This window comes from Gilliamella sp. Pas-s95, assembly GCF_009795795.1.
In the GTDB taxonomy this organism is placed as follows: domain Bacteria; phylum Pseudomonadota; class Gammaproteobacteria; order Enterobacterales; family Orbaceae; genus Gilliamella; species Gilliamella bombicola.
This window is the reverse complement of the sequence record NZ_WTFC01000020.1, coordinates 1-17,182: the sequence shown is the minus strand read 5'-3', so window position 1 is coordinate 17,182 and position 17,182 is coordinate 1. Positions and strand designations below refer to the sequence as shown.

Below are 17,182 nucleotides of genomic sequence, written 5' to 3'. Positions count from 1 at the left end.
TTAAAGGTCCTCGCTTAACCAATCAGGTTCAGCTAACTGTAAAGATAGCAATTGCCAATTATGATACTGCTTACCTTGATTAATAAACCAAATACGACTTTGTTGCGATTTATTAATCAGTTGATTAATAAAATTCAATAGTCCCCTATCGGGTGCTCTATCGGTATCAATTGCAATTAATAATTTTTTAGCAGGTGTTAATTGCAGATAATCTAGAATTTTACTGCGCTGTTCACGAGTATTTAAAAAACCTAAAAATGAAACAAACTCTGGATGATGCCAACTTTCTTGCACATCAATGGCAACCAAAAAAGCGCCTTTTCCATCTTCAATAGAATGTGTTGGCAAATGCCATTGGTGATCGTTGTTGCCAAATTTATCGGCATCTTCAATGTTAATAAGTAATGGCTGTAATTGATTGGCTAATATTTGATAATCTGGATGTGAAATATTGAGCTTAATTTGACGGCAACTAATTAACCAATTAACACCACAAAATACCATACATAAAAATCGCACGACTAACCCGTAAATAATAAACACACCCAACAACCAAATAGCCCACGACGAACGCACTTCACCAGCATTTAAAGCATGTTCACTTAACTTTATTACATCATCTTTAGGAATGTCAAAACCCAATAATGAGGGTAAATAACCTAAATAACGAGTTAAATTAATAATGGTATCAGAACTAAGTAATGTCGTTTGCCATTCAAAGCTATAATGTTTGGTTGAAAATAACACAACTAACACCAACAATGCACTACTTAAAATCACAGTCCAAAATAGATTAAGAACAAAACCAATAAGCCAGCGAACTCGCGAACCAAACAGTTCAACAAACGCAGGAATAAGCTGTTGTACAGTCTTTTTCTGAGATAGTTTTTTCGCTAACCACAACCAGACATGAATCAACAAACTGCCACCAAAATTAGCAAAGAAAAAAAACGAACTAAGCCAAATAGATAATGTAATCAAATGCACACCTAATAAACTAAAAAGTGCCCAATACAAATTGATTGGATTTTGACTTAACGCTCCCAATGCCAAAGAGCTTCCCAAAAACACAGATAGCAGCAGTAATAGCACAAAAGAAAATTTAACAGATCTTAACAGTATTTTCTGCGCCGAATATAACCCATTTTGTTTAGACAACATGGTTGCTCGCATCACAATTCGATCTGTGAGCGATATCTGTTCTACTCTTACTTGTCTATTAATATCTTGGTCAGCAAACCGTCCAGATTCGGTCTCAATTAAATGGATGGTTTCGGTCAGCCAGAGTGATTTTAGTTTTTGTTGCATTAAACTTAATCTTCGCCACTATTAACAATTAAGAATAAAAGAAACGCGACCTAAGTCGCGTTAATAAAATTCGAATCAATTATTGCGTAATTTCACCAATTTTACTTAATAAAGTTTGGATACGTTGTTGCCATATTTGTTGATCTTGTTTTAGTTTTTCGTTTTCGTCACGTAGTGCTTTCATTTCATCAGAACTATCATTGATTAGTTGCTCCAACTCTTGATTACCTCGTTTTAAAGTTGCAATTTCTTGTTGTAATGTGGTGATAGTATTAACAGTGTGTTGGATTTTATTCTCTAATTGGTTCAATATTTCTAATGACATATTTTTCCTCAGGCTCAATTTATTTGGTGTATAATGCTAATCATTATACCGAATTCATTCTAAAATCAACACTATTTTAAACCTTAAGTTGGAGAAAATTATGCGTAAACCACTTGTTATGGGAAACTGGAAGCTCAATGGTAGTATCGATATGGCTAAAAACCTAATTGCAGGACTACGGAAAGAGCTATCAAACGACACTGCATGTAATATTGCAATTGCACCACCAGTTGTCTATCTTGATTCTGTAAAGCACCAATTAGATGGAACTAACATCATTTTAGGAGCCCAAGATGTCGGCATTCATCTTTCTGGCGCTTATACTGGTGAAGTATCAGTAGAAATGTTAAAAGATATTGGTGTGACTCACATCATTATTGGTCATTCTGAACGTCGCACTTATCACAAAGAATCTGACGAATTTATTGCTAAAAAATTTGGTGTCATTAAAGAAGCCGGTTTAGTGCCTGTATTATGTATTGGTGAAACTGAAGCTGAAAACGAAGCTGGTCAAACACAAGCTGTTTGCGCTCGTCAAATTGACGCGGTCATCAAAGCACTTGGAGTTCAAGCATTCAACGGTGCTGTTATTGCCTATGAACCTGTATGGGCAATTGGAACTGGCAAATCTGCAACCCCAGCACAAGCTCAAGCTGTTCACAAATTTATTCGTGATCATATTGCAAAACAAGATGCAAAAGTGGCACAACAAGTGATCATTCAATATGGTGGTTCTGTTAATGACAAAAATGCAGCAGAATTATTTACTCAACCAGACATTGACGGTGCATTAGTCGGTGGTGCATCTTTAAAAGCGGATGCTTTTGCGGCAATTGTTAAAGCAGCAGAATTAGCTAAAAAATAAATCACAATATAACTAATAATAAAAAAGACGTTGATAAGCGTCTTTTTTATTTGCAAATTAATATTATTTTTTTGCTTTTGGTTGATAGCGCGATGGCCAAATTTTTTCAACAGGGACTTGCAAATACTCGGAAATAATTCGTTCATACTTAGGACAATGTCGATATAATGCGTTTCTTAAAGTATCAGCTTGTAATCCACTCGCTCTCGACAATGCTCTTAAATTTCCACCTCTAATTTTAATTTCTCCCACTACTCTAGATGGGGCCCAGTCTTGATCTTGCTCTCTCATTATGAGATCCTCTATTGGTTAAACTTTTGCTGTTGTAAAGATTATCGGTATTACAACGTTCAAAAAAATATTCAAAAGATAAAAATTACAAGCAAAGAATAGCACATAAAAAAACGAATTAAAATAAAAAAAACGAAAAAGCATATGGAATAAAATGAAAAATGACAGAAAACAAAATAAAAAAAACAACAGAAGAAGAAAAAACACGAATCCTAACTAATACAGGAGTTATTGATTTTAAGAAAAGATTAAACTTAGTACTAGAAGGAGTATCGGGTAACGCATTTGCAAAAAAAGTTGGTATGTCAGAAGCTGTGATACGGGATTACCTATCAGGAAAAACCTATCCTGCATTAAATAGACTGGCGATTATTGCCCAAAAATGTGATGTACCTATTGAGTGGTTAGCAACAGGAAAAGGAGAATGTCGATTATTGGCAGAGTCCAAATATAGCAACTTTGTACATATTCCATTTCATCATTTAAACGAAACAAGTAAATCTTATTCGCAAATCGAATCAATCCCATTTGATATGACTTTAATAAAACATCAAGGTTGTAGTTGCGAAGATTTAACTGCAGTATGGGCAAAAGGCGATAGCATGGAGCCTACAATATCAAACCACGATATTCTTATTGTCAACAAAGCGCATTACAAACCAATTGACGGCTATTTGTATGCTGTTGAATATGAAGATCAAATCAGCATAAAACGCATTCAAAATCAAGGCGTCAATTTGGCACTACTTTGTGATAATCCTAAATACCCTGCCATTATTGGCGATAAATATGGTCAACAAGATTTTAAAATTATTGGGCTTGTTGTTTACCTTTTAAAAGATCTTAATTAATTTGATTTGACCTTTAAATAATAGCAGCTTTATAAGTTTTGACTGGTAAAGCTGTTTTAATCTTATGCGATCGCATTTTTTTCTGCGAAAATAAAAAAACAAAAAATCGACAAAAAGCTTCGTGAAAGTATTCGTTTAAATATAAATGTAGTATTAAGTTAATATTAAATTTGTATAAAAAATGAATCAATACAGTAATCTTTATCTGCATAACTTTATGCTTTTTTCCTTAATTATGCTAAAATTGATGTTAAATTTTTATTAATTTTACCTATTAATTATAGTCATTATGTCAAATATAAACACTCGAAAAAAAGTCGTTATCGGTATGTCTGGTGGTGTTGATTCTTCTGTTTCTGCATATTTATTACAACAACAAGGATACGATGTTGTTGGATTATTTATGAAAAATTGGGAAGAAGACGACACCGAAGAATACTGCTCCGCTGCTGTTGACTTAGCAGACGCACAAGCAGTTTGTGATAAATTAAACATCAAATTACATACTGTTAATTTTGCTGCCGAATATTGGGACAACGTGTTCGAACATTTTTTATCGGAATACCAAGCAGGCCGAACACCAAATCCCGATATTTTATGTAATAAAGAAATTAAATTTAAAGCCTTTTTAGAGTATGCCGGCGAAGATCTCGGCGCTGACTTTATTGCCACTGGGCATTATGTTCGTAAACGTGAAATAGATGGTAAAGTTGAATTATTACGTGGCATAGACACTAACAAAGACCAAAGTTACTTTCTTTACACTTTGAGCGAAACACAACTAAGCCAAAGCTTGTTTCCCGTCGGAGAGCTTGAAAAGCCTGAAGTACGTAAAATTGCCCAGCAACTTGGTTTAGCTACCGCCGCAAAAAAAGACTCAACGGGTATCTGTTTTATTGGTGAGCGCAAATTTAGTGACTTTTTAGCCCGATATTTACCCGCTCAAGCAGGTCATATTCGCACAGTTGATGGTGAAATTATAGGCCAGCATCAAGGTCTGATGTATCACACATTAGGGCAACGTAAAGGACTAGGTATCGGTGGTTTAAAACAAGCCGATGACACACCATGGTATGTAGTTGACAAAGACCTAACCAATAACGAATTAATTGTGGCACAAGGTCATGACCACCCAGCACTATTTTCAGACGGATTAATTGCTCAACAACTCCATTGGGTTGACCGTAAAGTGGTAACCGAACCATTTAACTGTACGGTAAAAACGCGCTATCGCCAACAAGATATCGCTTGCCAAGTAATACCTCTAGCTGACGACAAAATTAACGTCATTTTTGACAACCCTGTTGCGGCTGTTACACCAGGTCAATCTGCCGTCTTTTATAAAAATGAAGTATGCCTTGGTGGCGGCATTATAGAAGAACGAATAAAAAGCAGTAAGGAGTACTAAAGTGAATAACAAATACCATCATATTGCCATCGCCCTAGCAGGTGCTACGCAAAGCGCAATATTAGTGCCACAACTTGCCAACACAGGGGTTTGTAGTGCAATACTTTATGAACGAGCAATAAAAAGCGTGTTTAAAACTTCACCGAAAACAACGGATGATGTTTATGATGGTATTGAAAATGTTAAAACAGGCTTACAAACGTTAATACAACTATTATCATCAGGACAAAAAGAACAAGTCCAAATTATTCGTTACATATTTGGCACACTTAGTATTACAAGTAAATTATTAAAAAATAACGATGCATTAGATAAAATAGACCAGCGATTACGACGCATTTCAGGGCTTTATTCGGAAATGAACGATGAAACTGTTAGTGCTAATGTTGATGATCTGTCTTATTCATTAGCGGGAATTTATTCTGACATTATCAGCCCAATATCAACTAAAATAAAAGTTACTGGTAAAATCGAATTTTTACAAAACTCATTAGTGCAAGCAAAAGTAAGAACTGCGCTTTTGGGGTGTGTTCGATCAGCCATTTTATGGTATCAAGTTGACGGTAGTCGCTTTCAGTTTATTTTTTGCCGTAAACGTATTTGTAATGCTGCACAACAACTGCTGGACCAAATTAATCGCGCAAGCTAATTTACACTTTATAATTGATATTTCAAAATAGCAACGGAGTTAAACCGATGGAATTATCTGCACTTACTGCCCTTTCACCAATTGATGGACGTTATGGTGACAAAACAACAGAATTACGCACCATTTTTAGCGAATATGGCTTATTAAAATACCGTGTTCAAGTTGAAGTTCGTTGGTTACAAAAGTTAGCCTCTCAAGCAGATATTTTAGAGGTTCCATCCTTAAGTCAATCAGCTATCGATCACCTTAATAAAATTGTTGAGCAATTTAGTGAACAAGATGCTAAGCGTATTAAAGAAATCGAAAGAACCACAAATCACGATGTCAAAGCGGTAGAATACTTTTTAAAAGAAAAAGTCAGCACCAATGAAGAATTACATGCGATTAATGAATTCATCCATTTTGCCTGCACATCAGAAGACATCAACAACTTATCTTATGCATTAATGCTAAAAACAGCGAAAGAAACGGTATTAGAACCATATTGGAACAAGCTGATTGATAAAATCACCTCGCAAGCCAAAGCTTATCGCGATTTACCGCTGCTTTCAAGAACACATGGTCAGCCTGCTACACCATCAACAATTGGTAAAGAATTTGCCAATGTCGCTTACCGTTTAAAACGTCAACTAAAACAACTAAAATCAGTTGAAATACTGGGTAAAATTAATGGTGCAACAGGCAATTATAATGCACATATGGTTGCTTACCCACAAGTAAATTGGCATAAATTCAGCGAAGAATTTGTTAGCTCGCTAGGATTAAAATGGAACCCTTATACCACCCAAATTGAACCCCATGACTATATTGCCGAGTTCTTTGATTGTGTAGCACGCTTTAATACCATTATGCTCGACTTTGATCGCGATGTTTGGGGATATATTTCGTTAAATCACTTTAAACAAAAAACCATTGCTGGCGAAATTGGCTCTTCAACCATGCCACACAAGGTTAACCCAATCGACTTTGAAAATTCAGAAGGAAATTTAGGTATTGCCAATGCAATCATGAACCATTTAGGTAGCAAATTACCTATTTCCCGCTGGCAACGCGATTTGACCGATTCAACAGTATTACGCAATTTAGGTGTAGGTATTGGTTATGCCATTATAGCTTACCAATCAACCTTAAAAGGCTTAAATAAACTTGAAGTTAATCACGATTACTTACTTGAAGAACTTGATCGAAACTGGGAAGTATTAGCAGAACCAATCCAAACCGTCATGCGCCGTTACGGCATCGAAAAGCCTTACGAAAAACTAAAAGAACTAACCCGAGGAAAACGTGTTGATGCTAAAGGCATGCAAGAATTTATTGACTCGTTAGATTTACCCGAAGACGAAAAAACACGGCTAAAACAGCTAACACCGGCTAACTATATTGGTTATGCAGTTAGCTTTGTTGACGATTTAGCCTAACTGTTTAAATGTAATTAGCCTAATGCAAATCACACTGCGTTAGGCAATATTACTATTCAAGTGATCGATATAAATCAAACGAAAAATGCACTTGCGCAGTAAATATAAATCACCTAATAAAAAAGAAAATAGAGAAATCAATTGAACATTCGCATTGCAACACGAAAAAGCCCTTTAGCGCTATGGCAAGCTAATTTTGTTAAGCAACAACTGCTAGCTGCTCACCCTAATTTAACGGTGGAATTGATTCCGATGGTCACTAAAGGCGACGTATTACTAGACAGCCCCCTATCAAAAATTGGTGGAAAAGGACTATTTGTTAAACAGCTTGAACAAGCGATACTAAATAACGAAGCGGATATCGCTGTTCACTCAATAAAAGATATTCCTGCTGAGTTTCCTGAGGGATTAATGTTAGCAACAATTTGTCAACGCGACGAAGTACGTGATGCTTTTGTGTCAAATCAATACGCCAACTTAGACCAATTACCCAATGGTGCAATTGTAGGTACATCAAGTTTACGACGCCAATGTCAGCTACGAGCTAAATACCCCCACTTACAAATTAAAGAACTACGTGGCAACGTTGGAACACGTTTAGCAAAGCTTGATAACAATGAATACGATGCTATTATTTTAGCGTCAGTTGGACTAAAACGCTTAGCGCTTGAACACCGAATAAAACAGTATATTGATATCAATTTAATCTTACCTGCGGTTGGACAAGGAGCTATTGGCATTGAAACACGAAGTAATGACGAATGCCTATTATCACTATTAGCTCCACTTGATGACAACCATAGCCGCCAATGCATTATAGCAGAAAGAGCAATGAATAAAGCACTACAAGGTGGATGCCAAGTACCTATTGCCTGCTATAGCCAGCTAAATAATGACACGTTAACTTTACAAGGATTTGTTGGTTGTGTTGATGGGTCACAAATAATCAGAGCTGAACTAAAAGGCCCTGCAAGCCAAGCCGAACAATTGGGTCACAACCTAGCCAAACAGCTATTAAACCAAGGTGCTGACAAAATACTACGGGAATTAATAGACGAATGATTTATGTAACAAGACCCTCGCCCAATGGCGAGGAACTAACTAAACAACTGAATCAAGCCCATTTACCGGCAACTCACCTTCCCTTATTTGATATTTTACCCAGCTCTGAGCTGGTTGATTTACAGCAACAACTTAACCGCCTTTTGCCATCAGACATTGTTATTGCGCTATCGCCACAAGTAATTCATACCATCAAAGCACATTTACCCGATTTATACTTTCCAAAGCATGTACATTATTTCGCAATTGGTAACAAAACGGCACACTTATTAAGTCAACTAACCACAACTAAAGTCAGCTCCCCTAAACAAGAAGATAGCGAAGGTTTATTAGACTTACTCAAAAACACAACGCTAGCACATCGCACCGTACTCATTTTACGGGGTAACTCAGGCCGGCAATTATTAGCAGACACACTCACAAAACAACAAGCGCAAGTTAAATTGCTAGCATGTTATCATCGAAAGCCAATAACCTATTGTGACAATATTTTGGCTAACAACATAAACAATCAAATTATCATTATTACCAGTGTTGAACACTTAATACAGCTTGAACTTTATTGTCAAAAACAACACAAACAGCAAGCCCAGCTCGTTGTAACCAGTGAGCGAATTTTAAAAAAAGCACAACAACTAAACTGGCAAAACGTTTTGCAAATAGTAGGTGCAAATAATCAAATTTTATTTAAAACAATGTTAACTCTATGTCATAATGCCAATATCAATTTTGAATAAATCTAAATGAGGTTATTTATGCCGCCAAAATATTATGGTGCCAACGCAACACTCTCAACTATTAACACAACTTCATTTAGTCAACCAACGACAACAGCGAATCAAAATGAAGCGAATAAGATTATGAAAGAAGACAAAAAAAATCAAACAAGCTCACAATCTACTACAACTTTAGAATCTAAAGCTCAACCCCAAGACAGTAATAACAGTCACACAAACAAAGTGCCGGTTTCAAAACTATCAATACTGGCAATAGCATTAACCGTTTGCTTAAGTGGTATTGGCTTTTATTATGGTAACAACCAAGTTGAAATGCAAAAAAAGACCATCTCAACATTACAAACAGAACTAGCTAATTTAAAACAAACCACCAAGCAGAGCATAACAGACGATCTCAACAGTAGTATTAGCGATGCGGTTAACAAACAAAATCAACAATTCAACACATTAGAACAGCGCGTAGAGCGTGAACTTGGCGATCAGCAAAAAGTACAACAGCAATTAAGCAACCAAGTAAATGATACCTTAAAGCTCAACGAACAAAGCTTACAAAACATCAACGAACGTTTAGCGGCTATGTCAACCACAGATCATAAAGTTTGGTTGATTTCACAAGCAAATTATTTAGTACACTTAGCGGGACGCAAAATTTGGAATGACCAAGATTACACATCAGCACGACTACTCCTTAAAAGTGCTGACGAAAGTCTAGCTCAAGCAGATGATCCTAGCCTATTACCTGCTCGGCAAGCGATCAGTAAAGATATTAACTCACTTGCTCAAGTAAGCTTTATTGATACTGACGGAATTATTATTAACTTAATTGGATTGTCAGATTCACTTACCGAATTACCTTTAGTGGGTCATTACCAAGAAATCGATCTTGGCATGACCCAATATAACGAAGATTCAACCAATACAGACGACAACAAAGAACCGCAAACCAAAAACGCTAACGTAGCAAACAATCAGCAAGCACAAGCAAATAATGCAACTGACAATACAAATAGCGAAATATCATCGTCAACCAATGATTGGTCTAACAATCTATTCAACAGCACCAAGACTTTTATGGATAAATTCATTACTATTGAAAAGCTTGATAATAAAGACAACAGCTTCAAAGCATGCTTAGAACACGCTGGCCAAGATGAAAAGCAAATCATCCATTGCCAAATATTAAAAGCACCGTTAAGCATAGAACAATCGCTTTACCTGCGTGAAAATATCCGCTTCCGCCTATTGATTGCAGCACAAGCGGTACCAAGACATCAAGATCTTATTTATCAACGTGCACTTAGCGATACCGCAACTTGGGTTAATGCCTATTTTGATGGTAATGCACCAAGCGTTAAAGCATTTATTAGTGAACTTGAGACTTTACAAAGTCAATCAATCAGCGACCAAAACGTTCCTGAAAATCTAACTAGTATCAGCGAACTTGAGAAACTAATGCAAACTCGCGTTCGTTCAATGTTGGCAAAATAGGAGAATAATAATGATAAAAATACTGATTATTTTCTTAGTGCTAGTGGGTGGATTTTTTCTTGGACCGTTATTACAAGGACACCAAGGTTCGGCGGTATTTGAATTTGTAAATTACCGTGTCAGCATGTCGTTTAATTCATTTATTATACTTGAATTAATTGGTCTGCTTTTCCTTTACCTAATTTATTCTATTTTCAATAAAATTTTAAATTCTAAAACTGTATTAGGCAATTGGTTACGCTTAAAATCACCTAAAAAATCAATAAAACGCATTGAACAAGCGCAAATTTTATTGCTAGAAGGTGATTATCAACAAGCAGCCAGACTGTTTGTAAAAAGTGCCAAAGGAGCAAAAAATACTACTTTATCGTATTTACTTGCCGCACAAGCGCAAATCGACAATGACGAATTAATTCCGGCCAACCAATCGCTTGAACAAGCAGCTAAAAGCTGTCAGCCTAAAGAAATGTTTGCCTTTCAATTAGTACAAATTCGGCTACAACTAAAAAACCGCGAATACACTGCCGCACGTAGCGTGTTAGAACAGTTACTAAATGAAAAGCCCCGCAATGTCGAAGTGCTTAGATTAGCCGATCAACTTTATTACGAAACTGGCGATTACCAAGCAGTTATAGATCTATTACCAGTAATGTATAAAACTAAAGCATATAGCGAATCGCAACTCGATCAGTTTAAACAAGCGGCTTATATTGCTAGAATCAAGCAATTATCGACCGATAGCGATGCACAAGCACTTATAAAATGGTGGCACTCACAACCACGAGCTATTATGAACAACATGACTTATCAAAAAGCGATGGCAACCTATCTTAATCAACTAGGCCAAAATAACGAAGCCGAAAAGCTATTAAAATCGATTAGCAAACTAGAACAAAAAGAAAGAACATAACTAAAAAAAACAGGGCAAATAGCCCTGTTTTATTTTAACAGTTCACAAACACAACAATAAACATCAGTTCAATTGACCTAAATTAAACCACAAAATAACGAATCAGTGCCATAAAACACATACCAGCAACTACAATGCACATTAAGTTTTTAGTGATAACAGCAACAATGACGGTTGGAATTGTCGCCAAACAATATTCCACATGAAAACTAGGAAACTGCCCCTCTTTTGCCACAAACAGATTTTGCACAAACAATGCAGTTAAAATACACAAGGGTACATACGACAAAAAACGAATCACCACATTTGGCAACTGCAACTTTCGAACCAACATAAAAGGAATTACTCTTGGCAACCAAGTGACTAGGCCACAACCTAAAATGATCAATAGACTATAAACTGTCATTCTCACGCTCCATTGCCATACCCATAAAACAGCCACCAAAAGTGCTAATTAAAATCGCCATTTCAGGTGACACAAAACGCATTAGCAAAATTAGCATAACAGCAACGGTAACCATTACTAACAATCGATTTTTAAGGCTTTTACTTTTATCGCCAATCAATTGCAAATAAAGTAAACCAATAAACATGGCAACTAATGCATAATCTAAACCAAACAAATTAGGATCGGGCAACCATTCACCGATTATCGCGCCTAAAAAGCAAGACATAATCCAAGTCAAATAAGCCATAACATTAAGCCCATGCATCCAAGCAGCATTTACAGGTACTTTATTGGCAATGGCATTCATCACAACAGCAAAGCTTTCGTCGGTTAACAAACTACCAATACCCATATTATTTAAAAATGAAAATTTACGAAAAGCAGGTGCTGTTGCCATACTCATTAAAAAATGACGGGAATTAACTAAAAAAACAGTAAAAATAATAGCTGAAACAGGTGTAGCTACCATCATCAAACCAGCAATAATAAATTGCGATGCACCAGCATAAACAATAATAGCCAGTAATGTAATTTCAAACACAGATAGATTTGCCGACTTGCCCACAACCCCTGCTGCAATGCCAATACCAATATATCCTAATAAAGTTGGAATACATGCATAAACGCCATCTTTAAAAGTCAAAGACATAATCATCCCTTACGATAACATACACTTATACAGAATATTGCAAACAAGTAACAAAGTACTTATAAACGAAAACCTAAACACTAAATTAAGCTACTTAACTCACAATAAGCCACAATATATTGCCAAATTTTGCTATAATATCGTTTAACTTGTATTAATGGCAATCAAAATAAATAACTCAATAGCAACCAAAGTGGCAAACATATCTATGTATACAGGAACTCTATTTATCATCTCTGCGCCTAGTGGTGCAGGTAAATCAAGCCTTATTCGCGCTTATCTAAACCAACAACCACATCAAGCCAAAGTGTCAATTTCGCATACAACACGCGAACCACGACCTGGTGAAACACATGGCGAACACTATTATTTTGTCGATCACAAACACTTTGAATCCTTAATTGATAAAAATGCATTTGTAGAATATGCCAACGTATTTGACCACTATTACGGCACCTCCAAAGCCGAAATAGAACAAAGCCTATCACAAGGAATTAATGTCTTTTTAGATATTGACTGGCAAGGTGCACGGCAAGTACGCAAAAAAATGCCTCAAGCAAAAAGCATCTTTATATTACCACCTTCGCTAAAAGAGCTAGAAAACCGCCTAATAAAACGCGGACAAGATAACAGTGCCGTCATAGCCAAAAGAATGCAAAAAGCGCAAGCCGAAATTTCGCATTATAACGAATACGACTATATCATTATTAATGATGATTTTGATGCTTCATTAAACGCATTAAACGCAATCATTACCGCGGCTAGCTTAGAGCAACAAAAACAAACAATTATCAACAAACAATTATTAGCTGATTTATTGAGTAGTCAATCGAATTAAAAACAAAATATATCGCCAAAACACCGGCGATATACTGTTGTGATTGGTTAATGACCTAAGGCTTGATCAGCCTGATCGTTTTGAATCAACTCTAACTTATAACCATCAGGATCTTCAACAAAAGCAATAATCGTTGAACCACCTTTTACTGGCCCTGCTTCGCGGGTTACTTTACCTCCGGCTTGCTTAACGGCATGACACATTTGGGCAACATCATCAACACCAATAGCAATATGACCAAATGCCGTTCCATGATCATATGTATCGGTGTCCCAATTATAAGTTAGCTCAATAACTGAGCTCGTTGTCTCATCGCCATAGCCGACAAAGGCTAATGAATATTTGTATTGTGTGTTTTCGCTTGTTCTTAGCACTCGCATCCCCATTACACGGGTATAAAAATCGATCGAACGTTGCAAATCACCCACTCGGATCATCGTGTGTAAAATACGCATTGCTTATTGTTCCTTTAAACATAACAAATAAAAATCACATAGAGTTTATACGTTAGTATTTAGACAGGCAAATTTTTGTTATTGAAAGGAGGGAACATGTATGAAGAATAATGATTGATAAAAAGCAGATCACCACTCACTAAACTAAATATAATGCTCACCATCAAGATGAGCAAAATAAAGTATTATATTTTCAATTCGTTATTATTTCGATTGATTGTCATAACGTGGTGATGCACTAATTTTCTTACCATTAGTGACTAAACGAACCGCTTGACCAGCAAAGAAATCTTTAGCTGAACCTTTTTGTACAATAACAATATTTGATCCGTTTTCTTGTTTAATTTCTAATTCAACAGCACTAGCTTGGCTAGTTTTATCTTGAATGGTATCACCCAAAATTGCACCACCAATAGCACCGGTTGCAACAGCTAGCACTCGGCCAGTACCACCGCCAATAGTATTACCTAATACACCACCTAAAACCGCACCGCCTAAGTTACCTGCTACGTTTTCGCTCTTACCGTCTGATGATGCATTAGCTTGAATTTTAACAGGACGTACTGAAACAACTGTACCATAACTCACTTGCTGAACTTGTTTTGCTTGATCAGCAGTATAAACATCGCCAGAATAAAGATCACTATTGCTACATCCTGATAAAATTGTAGCTAAAATAGCTAATGTGACGATTTTTTTCATAATTAATTCCTCATATAATATCGGTATCTTACTCATTATACCTTGTTTAGGATAATATCGTTTTTGAAAAACGACAACATCATTTTCATTATTTTATCAATAGCCAATACAATTTATCCTTAAGTTAGGTTATACTCAGCGCAATAGTTTATAGAGCGAACAATGAGTATATGAAACGGTTATTTTTTCCATTAATATTATCAGTTATGATAACGGCTTGCCATGATGCAAATCAAGCGCCCAAAAAAAATGATAGTGCTGAATTAAAACAACCATCGAATAATTGTTTAAACCACTCATCGGCGAATAATTTGCATTTAGACAGCACTCCTGCTTTAGGATGTCCCGTAAAATAATTTAATAGGCACATGTAACACAATGAAAACGATAGAAATCGACGAAGAATTATACCAATTTATTGCCGGCCAAACTAAACACATCGGCGAAAATGCATCAAGTATATTACGACGTTTATTGAAAATAGATCAGCCAACCTTGGCAAAACAAAATATCATTGCACAAAAAGAAAGCCATTATACGCCTTTTAATGACTTATTAACCAGCGATACCTTTACAAATGAAAAATCCATTATTAATCGCTTTATATTATTACTTAGTGCACTGTATAACTATAACCCAGCACTCTTTGCCATTGCGGCTACTTCATTGCATGGTAGCAAACGCCAATATCTGGCCAAAGACAAACAATTGCTAGAAACATCTGGTAAAAATACCAAACCCCGTGAAATCATTGGCACACCTTATTGGGTTATTAGCAACACCAACACAGCCAGAAAGCAATATATTATAGAATCAATAATGAGTGACATGGGCATATCCGAAACGATGATAAACCAAGTCACCAATGCTTTTTTACCTTAACCGGACAAATAACAAATAAAAGCTAAAAACGCGATCCCTCCTAACTTGTTCACGTTTTTAGCCATTATAAAAATACTATTTTATGAAAGAGGATTAAAAAATGGCCAAGCAAAACCGCGCAGGAATGTTAGCTCAACCATCAGATCTTATTAACGTTGAAACATTACGGAATAATTATTATCAAATTCAACCTGACACGGATAATGCTAGCCAACTAGTCATATTTGGCACCTCTGGCCATCGTGGCAGTTCAAACAAAGGCACATTTAACGAAGCACATATACTAGCTGTAGCTCAAGCCATTGCCGAATACCGCAAAACCAACAATATCACAGGGCCATGCTTTATCGGTCAAGATACTCATGCATTATCAGAACTCGCATTAAAATCAGTGCTTGAAGTCTTTGTTGCCAACGAACAAACGGTTGTCATGGCGCAAGATTGGGGTTATACACCAACGCCAGTAATATCGCATGCAATTTTAACCTACAACCAAGGCAAACAAACTCAACTAGCCGATGGCATTGTAATAACCCCATCGCACAATCCACCAGAAGATGGCGGAATAAAATACAACCCAACCAATGGTGGCCCTGCAGATACGGACATCACCAAACAAATTGAAAACCGCGCCAACGAACTATTAAAAAACAAACTCAATGAAGTCAAGCGCGTAACTTTAGACAAAGCCATAAATTCAAATTACATTCATACTAAAGAGTACGAAACCGACTACATCAACGACCTTGAAAACATTTTAGATTTAGCGCTGATCAAATCATCATCGCTACAAATTGGCGTTGACCCACTGGGTGGTGCTGGTATCACCTATTGGCCTCGAATAGCCGAAAAATACGGTATCAACCTCAACATTGTAAATAACAAAGTCGATCCAACATTCAGCTTTATGCACCTAGATCATGACGAAGTGATTCGAATGGACTGCTCAAGTCGCTGGGCCATGGCAGGATTATTAAAATTAAAAGACCAATTTGATTTAGCCTTTGGCAATGATACCGACTTTGACCGCCATGGTATTGTCACACCTAAAGGACTAATGAACCCAAATGCCTACCTATCAACTTGTGTCAATTACTTATTCCAAAATCGTCCACAATGGCACAAAGATATCGCTATAGGCAAAACACTGGTTACAAGCTCAATGATCGACCGCGTGGCAAACAGTTTAAACAAAAAATACCTAGAATACCCTGTTGGCTTTAAATGGTATGCAGATGGGCTTTACAACGGCAAACTAGGCTTTGCAGGCGAAGAAAGCGCAGGTGCATCGTTTTTAAGAACCAACGGCAAAGTATGGGCAACCGACAAAGATGGTATTATCCTATGCCTACTTGCAGCCGAAATGACAGCAAAAATGGGCAAAAACCCACAAGAACAGTACCAAGAACTCGAAGATAAATTTGGTATTTCTTATTATGGACGAATCCAAGCGCCTGCATCGTTTAGCGAAAAACAAAAACTAGCTAAACTTGATGCCAGCCAACTAACCACCGACAACCTAGCCGGTGAAAAAATCACTCAATGCCTAACCACTGCACCGGCTAACAATGCTGCAATTGGTGGACTTAAAGTGATAACTAAAAATGGCTGGTTTGCCGCTCGTCCTTCTGGAACAGAAGATGCTTACAAAATTTATGCTGAAAGCTTTATAAGTAACGAGCATTTAAATACGTTACAGCAAGAGGCGCAACAAATTGTAGCTAAAGCGATTAAATAACCGAAAAGAACAAATGCAATAACAAAACAGCAGCTATTTGGCTGCTGTTTTGTTATGTAGGTTTTTATGTAAAAACCTAGATTACACCATGAAGTGCAATTTTTCTTAGCTCCTTTGAATAAAAGGAGGCAGGGCTTTTAAACTTATGCCGTTTTCTT

General features: G+C 36.5%; 20 protein-coding genes. 13 read left to right on the top strand and 7 right to left on the bottom strand.

Annotated elements, in window-relative coordinates; all coding sequences use genetic code 11:
• On the bottom strand, nucleotides 1–1,308 hold the full coding sequence (locus GQ598_RS06770; RefSeq protein WP_160403111.1) for a DUF2868 domain-containing protein: 1,308 nt from the start codon (nucleotides 1,306–1,308) through the stop codon (nucleotides 1–3).
• 79 nt (nucleotides 1,309–1,387) lie between these two features.
• Complete coding sequence (gene zapB, locus GQ598_RS06765) at nucleotides 1,388–1,633, bottom strand: cell division protein ZapB (RefSeq protein WP_160403109.1); 246 nt, start codon at nucleotides 1,631–1,633, stop codon at nucleotides 1,388–1,390.
• Between the two features lie 100 nt (nucleotides 1,634–1,733).
• Here zapB and tpiA point away from each other — a divergent pair, with 100 nt between their 5' ends.
• A complete protein-coding gene (gene tpiA, locus GQ598_RS06760) occupies nucleotides 1,734–2,498 on the top strand; it encodes a triose-phosphate isomerase (RefSeq protein ID WP_160403107.1) in 765 nt (254 codons plus the stop codon).
• Nucleotides 2,499–2,561: 63 nt separating this feature from the next.
• Here the strand turns inward: tpiA and GQ598_RS06755 are convergent, their stop codons facing one another.
• The gene (locus GQ598_RS06755) at nucleotides 2,562–2,789 is read right to left on the bottom strand and encodes a helix-turn-helix domain-containing protein (RefSeq protein WP_091349515.1); all 228 of its coding nucleotides are present in this window, start codon (nucleotides 2,787–2,789) and stop codon (nucleotides 2,562–2,564) included.
• 161 nt (nucleotides 2,790–2,950) lie between these two features.
• On the opposite strand from GQ598_RS06755, the gene GQ598_RS06750 reads away from it, so the two are divergent.
• The 8 genes from GQ598_RS06750 (at nucleotide 2,951) to GQ598_RS06715 (ending at nucleotide 11,312) form a co-directional block, all read left to right on the top strand.
• On the top strand, nucleotides 2,951–3,640 hold the full coding sequence (locus GQ598_RS06750; protein WP_160403105.1) for a LexA family transcriptional regulator: 690 nt from the start codon (nucleotides 2,951–2,953) through the stop codon (nucleotides 3,638–3,640).
• 289 nt (nucleotides 3,641–3,929) lie between these two features.
• Entirely contained in the window at nucleotides 3,930–5,048 is a 1,119-nt protein-coding gene (mnmA, locus tag GQ598_RS06745; protein WP_160403103.1) for a tRNA 2-thiouridine(34) synthase MnmA, read from the top strand.
• A 1-nt stretch (nucleotide 5,049) separates the two neighbouring features.
• On the top strand, nucleotides 5,050–5,697 hold the full coding sequence (hflD, locus tag GQ598_RS06740) for a high frequency lysogenization protein HflD (RefSeq protein ID WP_160403101.1): 648 nt from the start codon (nucleotides 5,050–5,052) through the stop codon (nucleotides 5,695–5,697).
• A gap of 47 nt (nucleotides 5,698–5,744) precedes the next feature.
• A complete protein-coding gene (gene purB / locus GQ598_RS06735) occupies nucleotides 5,745–7,115 on the top strand; it encodes an adenylosuccinate lyase (RefSeq protein WP_160403099.1) in 1,371 nt (456 codons plus the stop codon).
• Between the two features lie 141 nt (nucleotides 7,116–7,256).
• Entirely contained in the window at nucleotides 7,257–8,177 is a 921-nt protein-coding gene (gene hemC / locus GQ598_RS06730; RefSeq protein ID WP_091349501.1) for a hydroxymethylbilane synthase, read from the top strand.
• A complete protein-coding gene (locus tag GQ598_RS06725) occupies nucleotides 8,174–8,914 on the top strand; it encodes a uroporphyrinogen-III synthase (protein WP_160403097.1) in 741 nt (246 codons plus the stop codon). The genes hemC and GQ598_RS06725 overlap by 4 nt, the downstream gene beginning before the upstream one ends.
• A gap of 18 nt (nucleotides 8,915–8,932) precedes the next feature.
• Nucleotides 8,933–10,402, top strand: coding sequence for a uroporphyrinogen-III C-methyltransferase (locus GQ598_RS06720; RefSeq protein ID WP_160403096.1), 1,470 nt, complete (start codon nucleotides 8,933–8,935; stop codon nucleotides 10,400–10,402).
• A gap of 10 nt (nucleotides 10,403–10,412) precedes the next feature.
• The gene (locus tag GQ598_RS06715; protein WP_160403094.1) at nucleotides 10,413–11,312 is read left to right on the top strand and encodes a heme biosynthesis HemY N-terminal domain-containing protein; all 900 of its coding nucleotides are present in this window, start codon (nucleotides 10,413–10,415) and stop codon (nucleotides 11,310–11,312) included.
• Nucleotides 11,313–11,394: 82 nt separating this feature from the next.
• Here GQ598_RS06715 and GQ598_RS06710 read toward each other — a convergent pair whose 3' ends face one another.
• Both GQ598_RS06710 and GQ598_RS06705 read right to left on the bottom strand, forming a co-directional pair.
• Nucleotides 11,395–11,724: an AzlD domain-containing protein gene (locus tag GQ598_RS06710; protein WP_370516531.1), complete on the bottom strand. Its 330-nt coding sequence runs from the start codon at nucleotides 11,722–11,724 to the stop codon at nucleotides 11,395–11,397.
• The gene (locus GQ598_RS06705; RefSeq protein WP_237410327.1) at nucleotides 11,705–12,409 is read right to left on the bottom strand and encodes an AzlC family ABC transporter permease; all 705 of its coding nucleotides are present in this window, start codon (nucleotides 12,407–12,409) and stop codon (nucleotides 11,705–11,707) included. Before GQ598_RS06705 ends, GQ598_RS06710 begins: the two co-directional genes overlap by 20 nt.
• Nucleotides 12,410–12,617: 208 nt before the next feature.
• Between GQ598_RS06705 and gmk the strand changes: the two genes are divergently transcribed.
• Nucleotides 12,618–13,247 carry a guanylate kinase gene (gmk, locus tag GQ598_RS06700; protein WP_160403088.1) on the top strand — a complete coding sequence of 210 codons (630 nt, stop codon included), beginning with the start codon at nucleotides 12,618–12,620 and terminating at the stop codon, nucleotides 13,245–13,247.
• A gap of 47 nt (nucleotides 13,248–13,294) precedes the next feature.
• Here gmk and gloA read toward each other — a convergent pair whose 3' ends face one another.
• The gene (gloA, locus tag GQ598_RS06695; RefSeq protein WP_091349487.1) at nucleotides 13,295–13,702 is read right to left on the bottom strand and encodes a lactoylglutathione lyase; all 408 of its coding nucleotides are present in this window, start codon (nucleotides 13,700–13,702) and stop codon (nucleotides 13,295–13,297) included.
• Nucleotides 13,703–13,906: 204 nt separating this feature from the next.
• Complete coding sequence (locus GQ598_RS06690) at nucleotides 13,907–14,407, bottom strand: glycine zipper 2TM domain-containing protein (RefSeq protein WP_160403159.1); 501 nt, start codon at nucleotides 14,405–14,407, stop codon at nucleotides 13,907–13,909.
• Between the two features lie 167 nt (nucleotides 14,408–14,574).
• Here GQ598_RS06690 and GQ598_RS06685 point away from each other — a divergent pair, with 167 nt between their 5' ends.
• The 3 genes from GQ598_RS06685 to pgm all read left to right on the top strand — a co-directional run bounded on the left by GQ598_RS06685 (nucleotide 14,575) and on the right by pgm (nucleotide 17,024).
• Nucleotides 14,575–14,760 (top strand): hypothetical protein, encoded by a 186-nt coding sequence (locus tag GQ598_RS06685; protein WP_091349485.1) that lies wholly within the window; start codon nucleotides 14,575–14,577, stop codon nucleotides 14,758–14,760.
• 22 nt (nucleotides 14,761–14,782) lie between these two features.
• Nucleotides 14,783–15,286 carry a replication initiation regulator SeqA gene (locus tag GQ598_RS06680; RefSeq protein ID WP_160403086.1) on the top strand — a complete coding sequence of 168 codons (504 nt, stop codon included), beginning with the start codon at nucleotides 14,783–14,785 and terminating at the stop codon, nucleotides 15,284–15,286.
• Between the two features lie 100 nt (nucleotides 15,287–15,386).
• Nucleotides 15,387–17,024: a phosphoglucomutase (alpha-D-glucose-1,6-bisphosphate-dependent) gene (gene pgm, locus GQ598_RS06675; RefSeq protein ID WP_160403084.1), complete on the top strand. Its 1,638-nt coding sequence runs from the start codon at nucleotides 15,387–15,389 to the stop codon at nucleotides 17,022–17,024.
• Nucleotides 17,025–17,182: the final 158 nt, after the last annotated feature.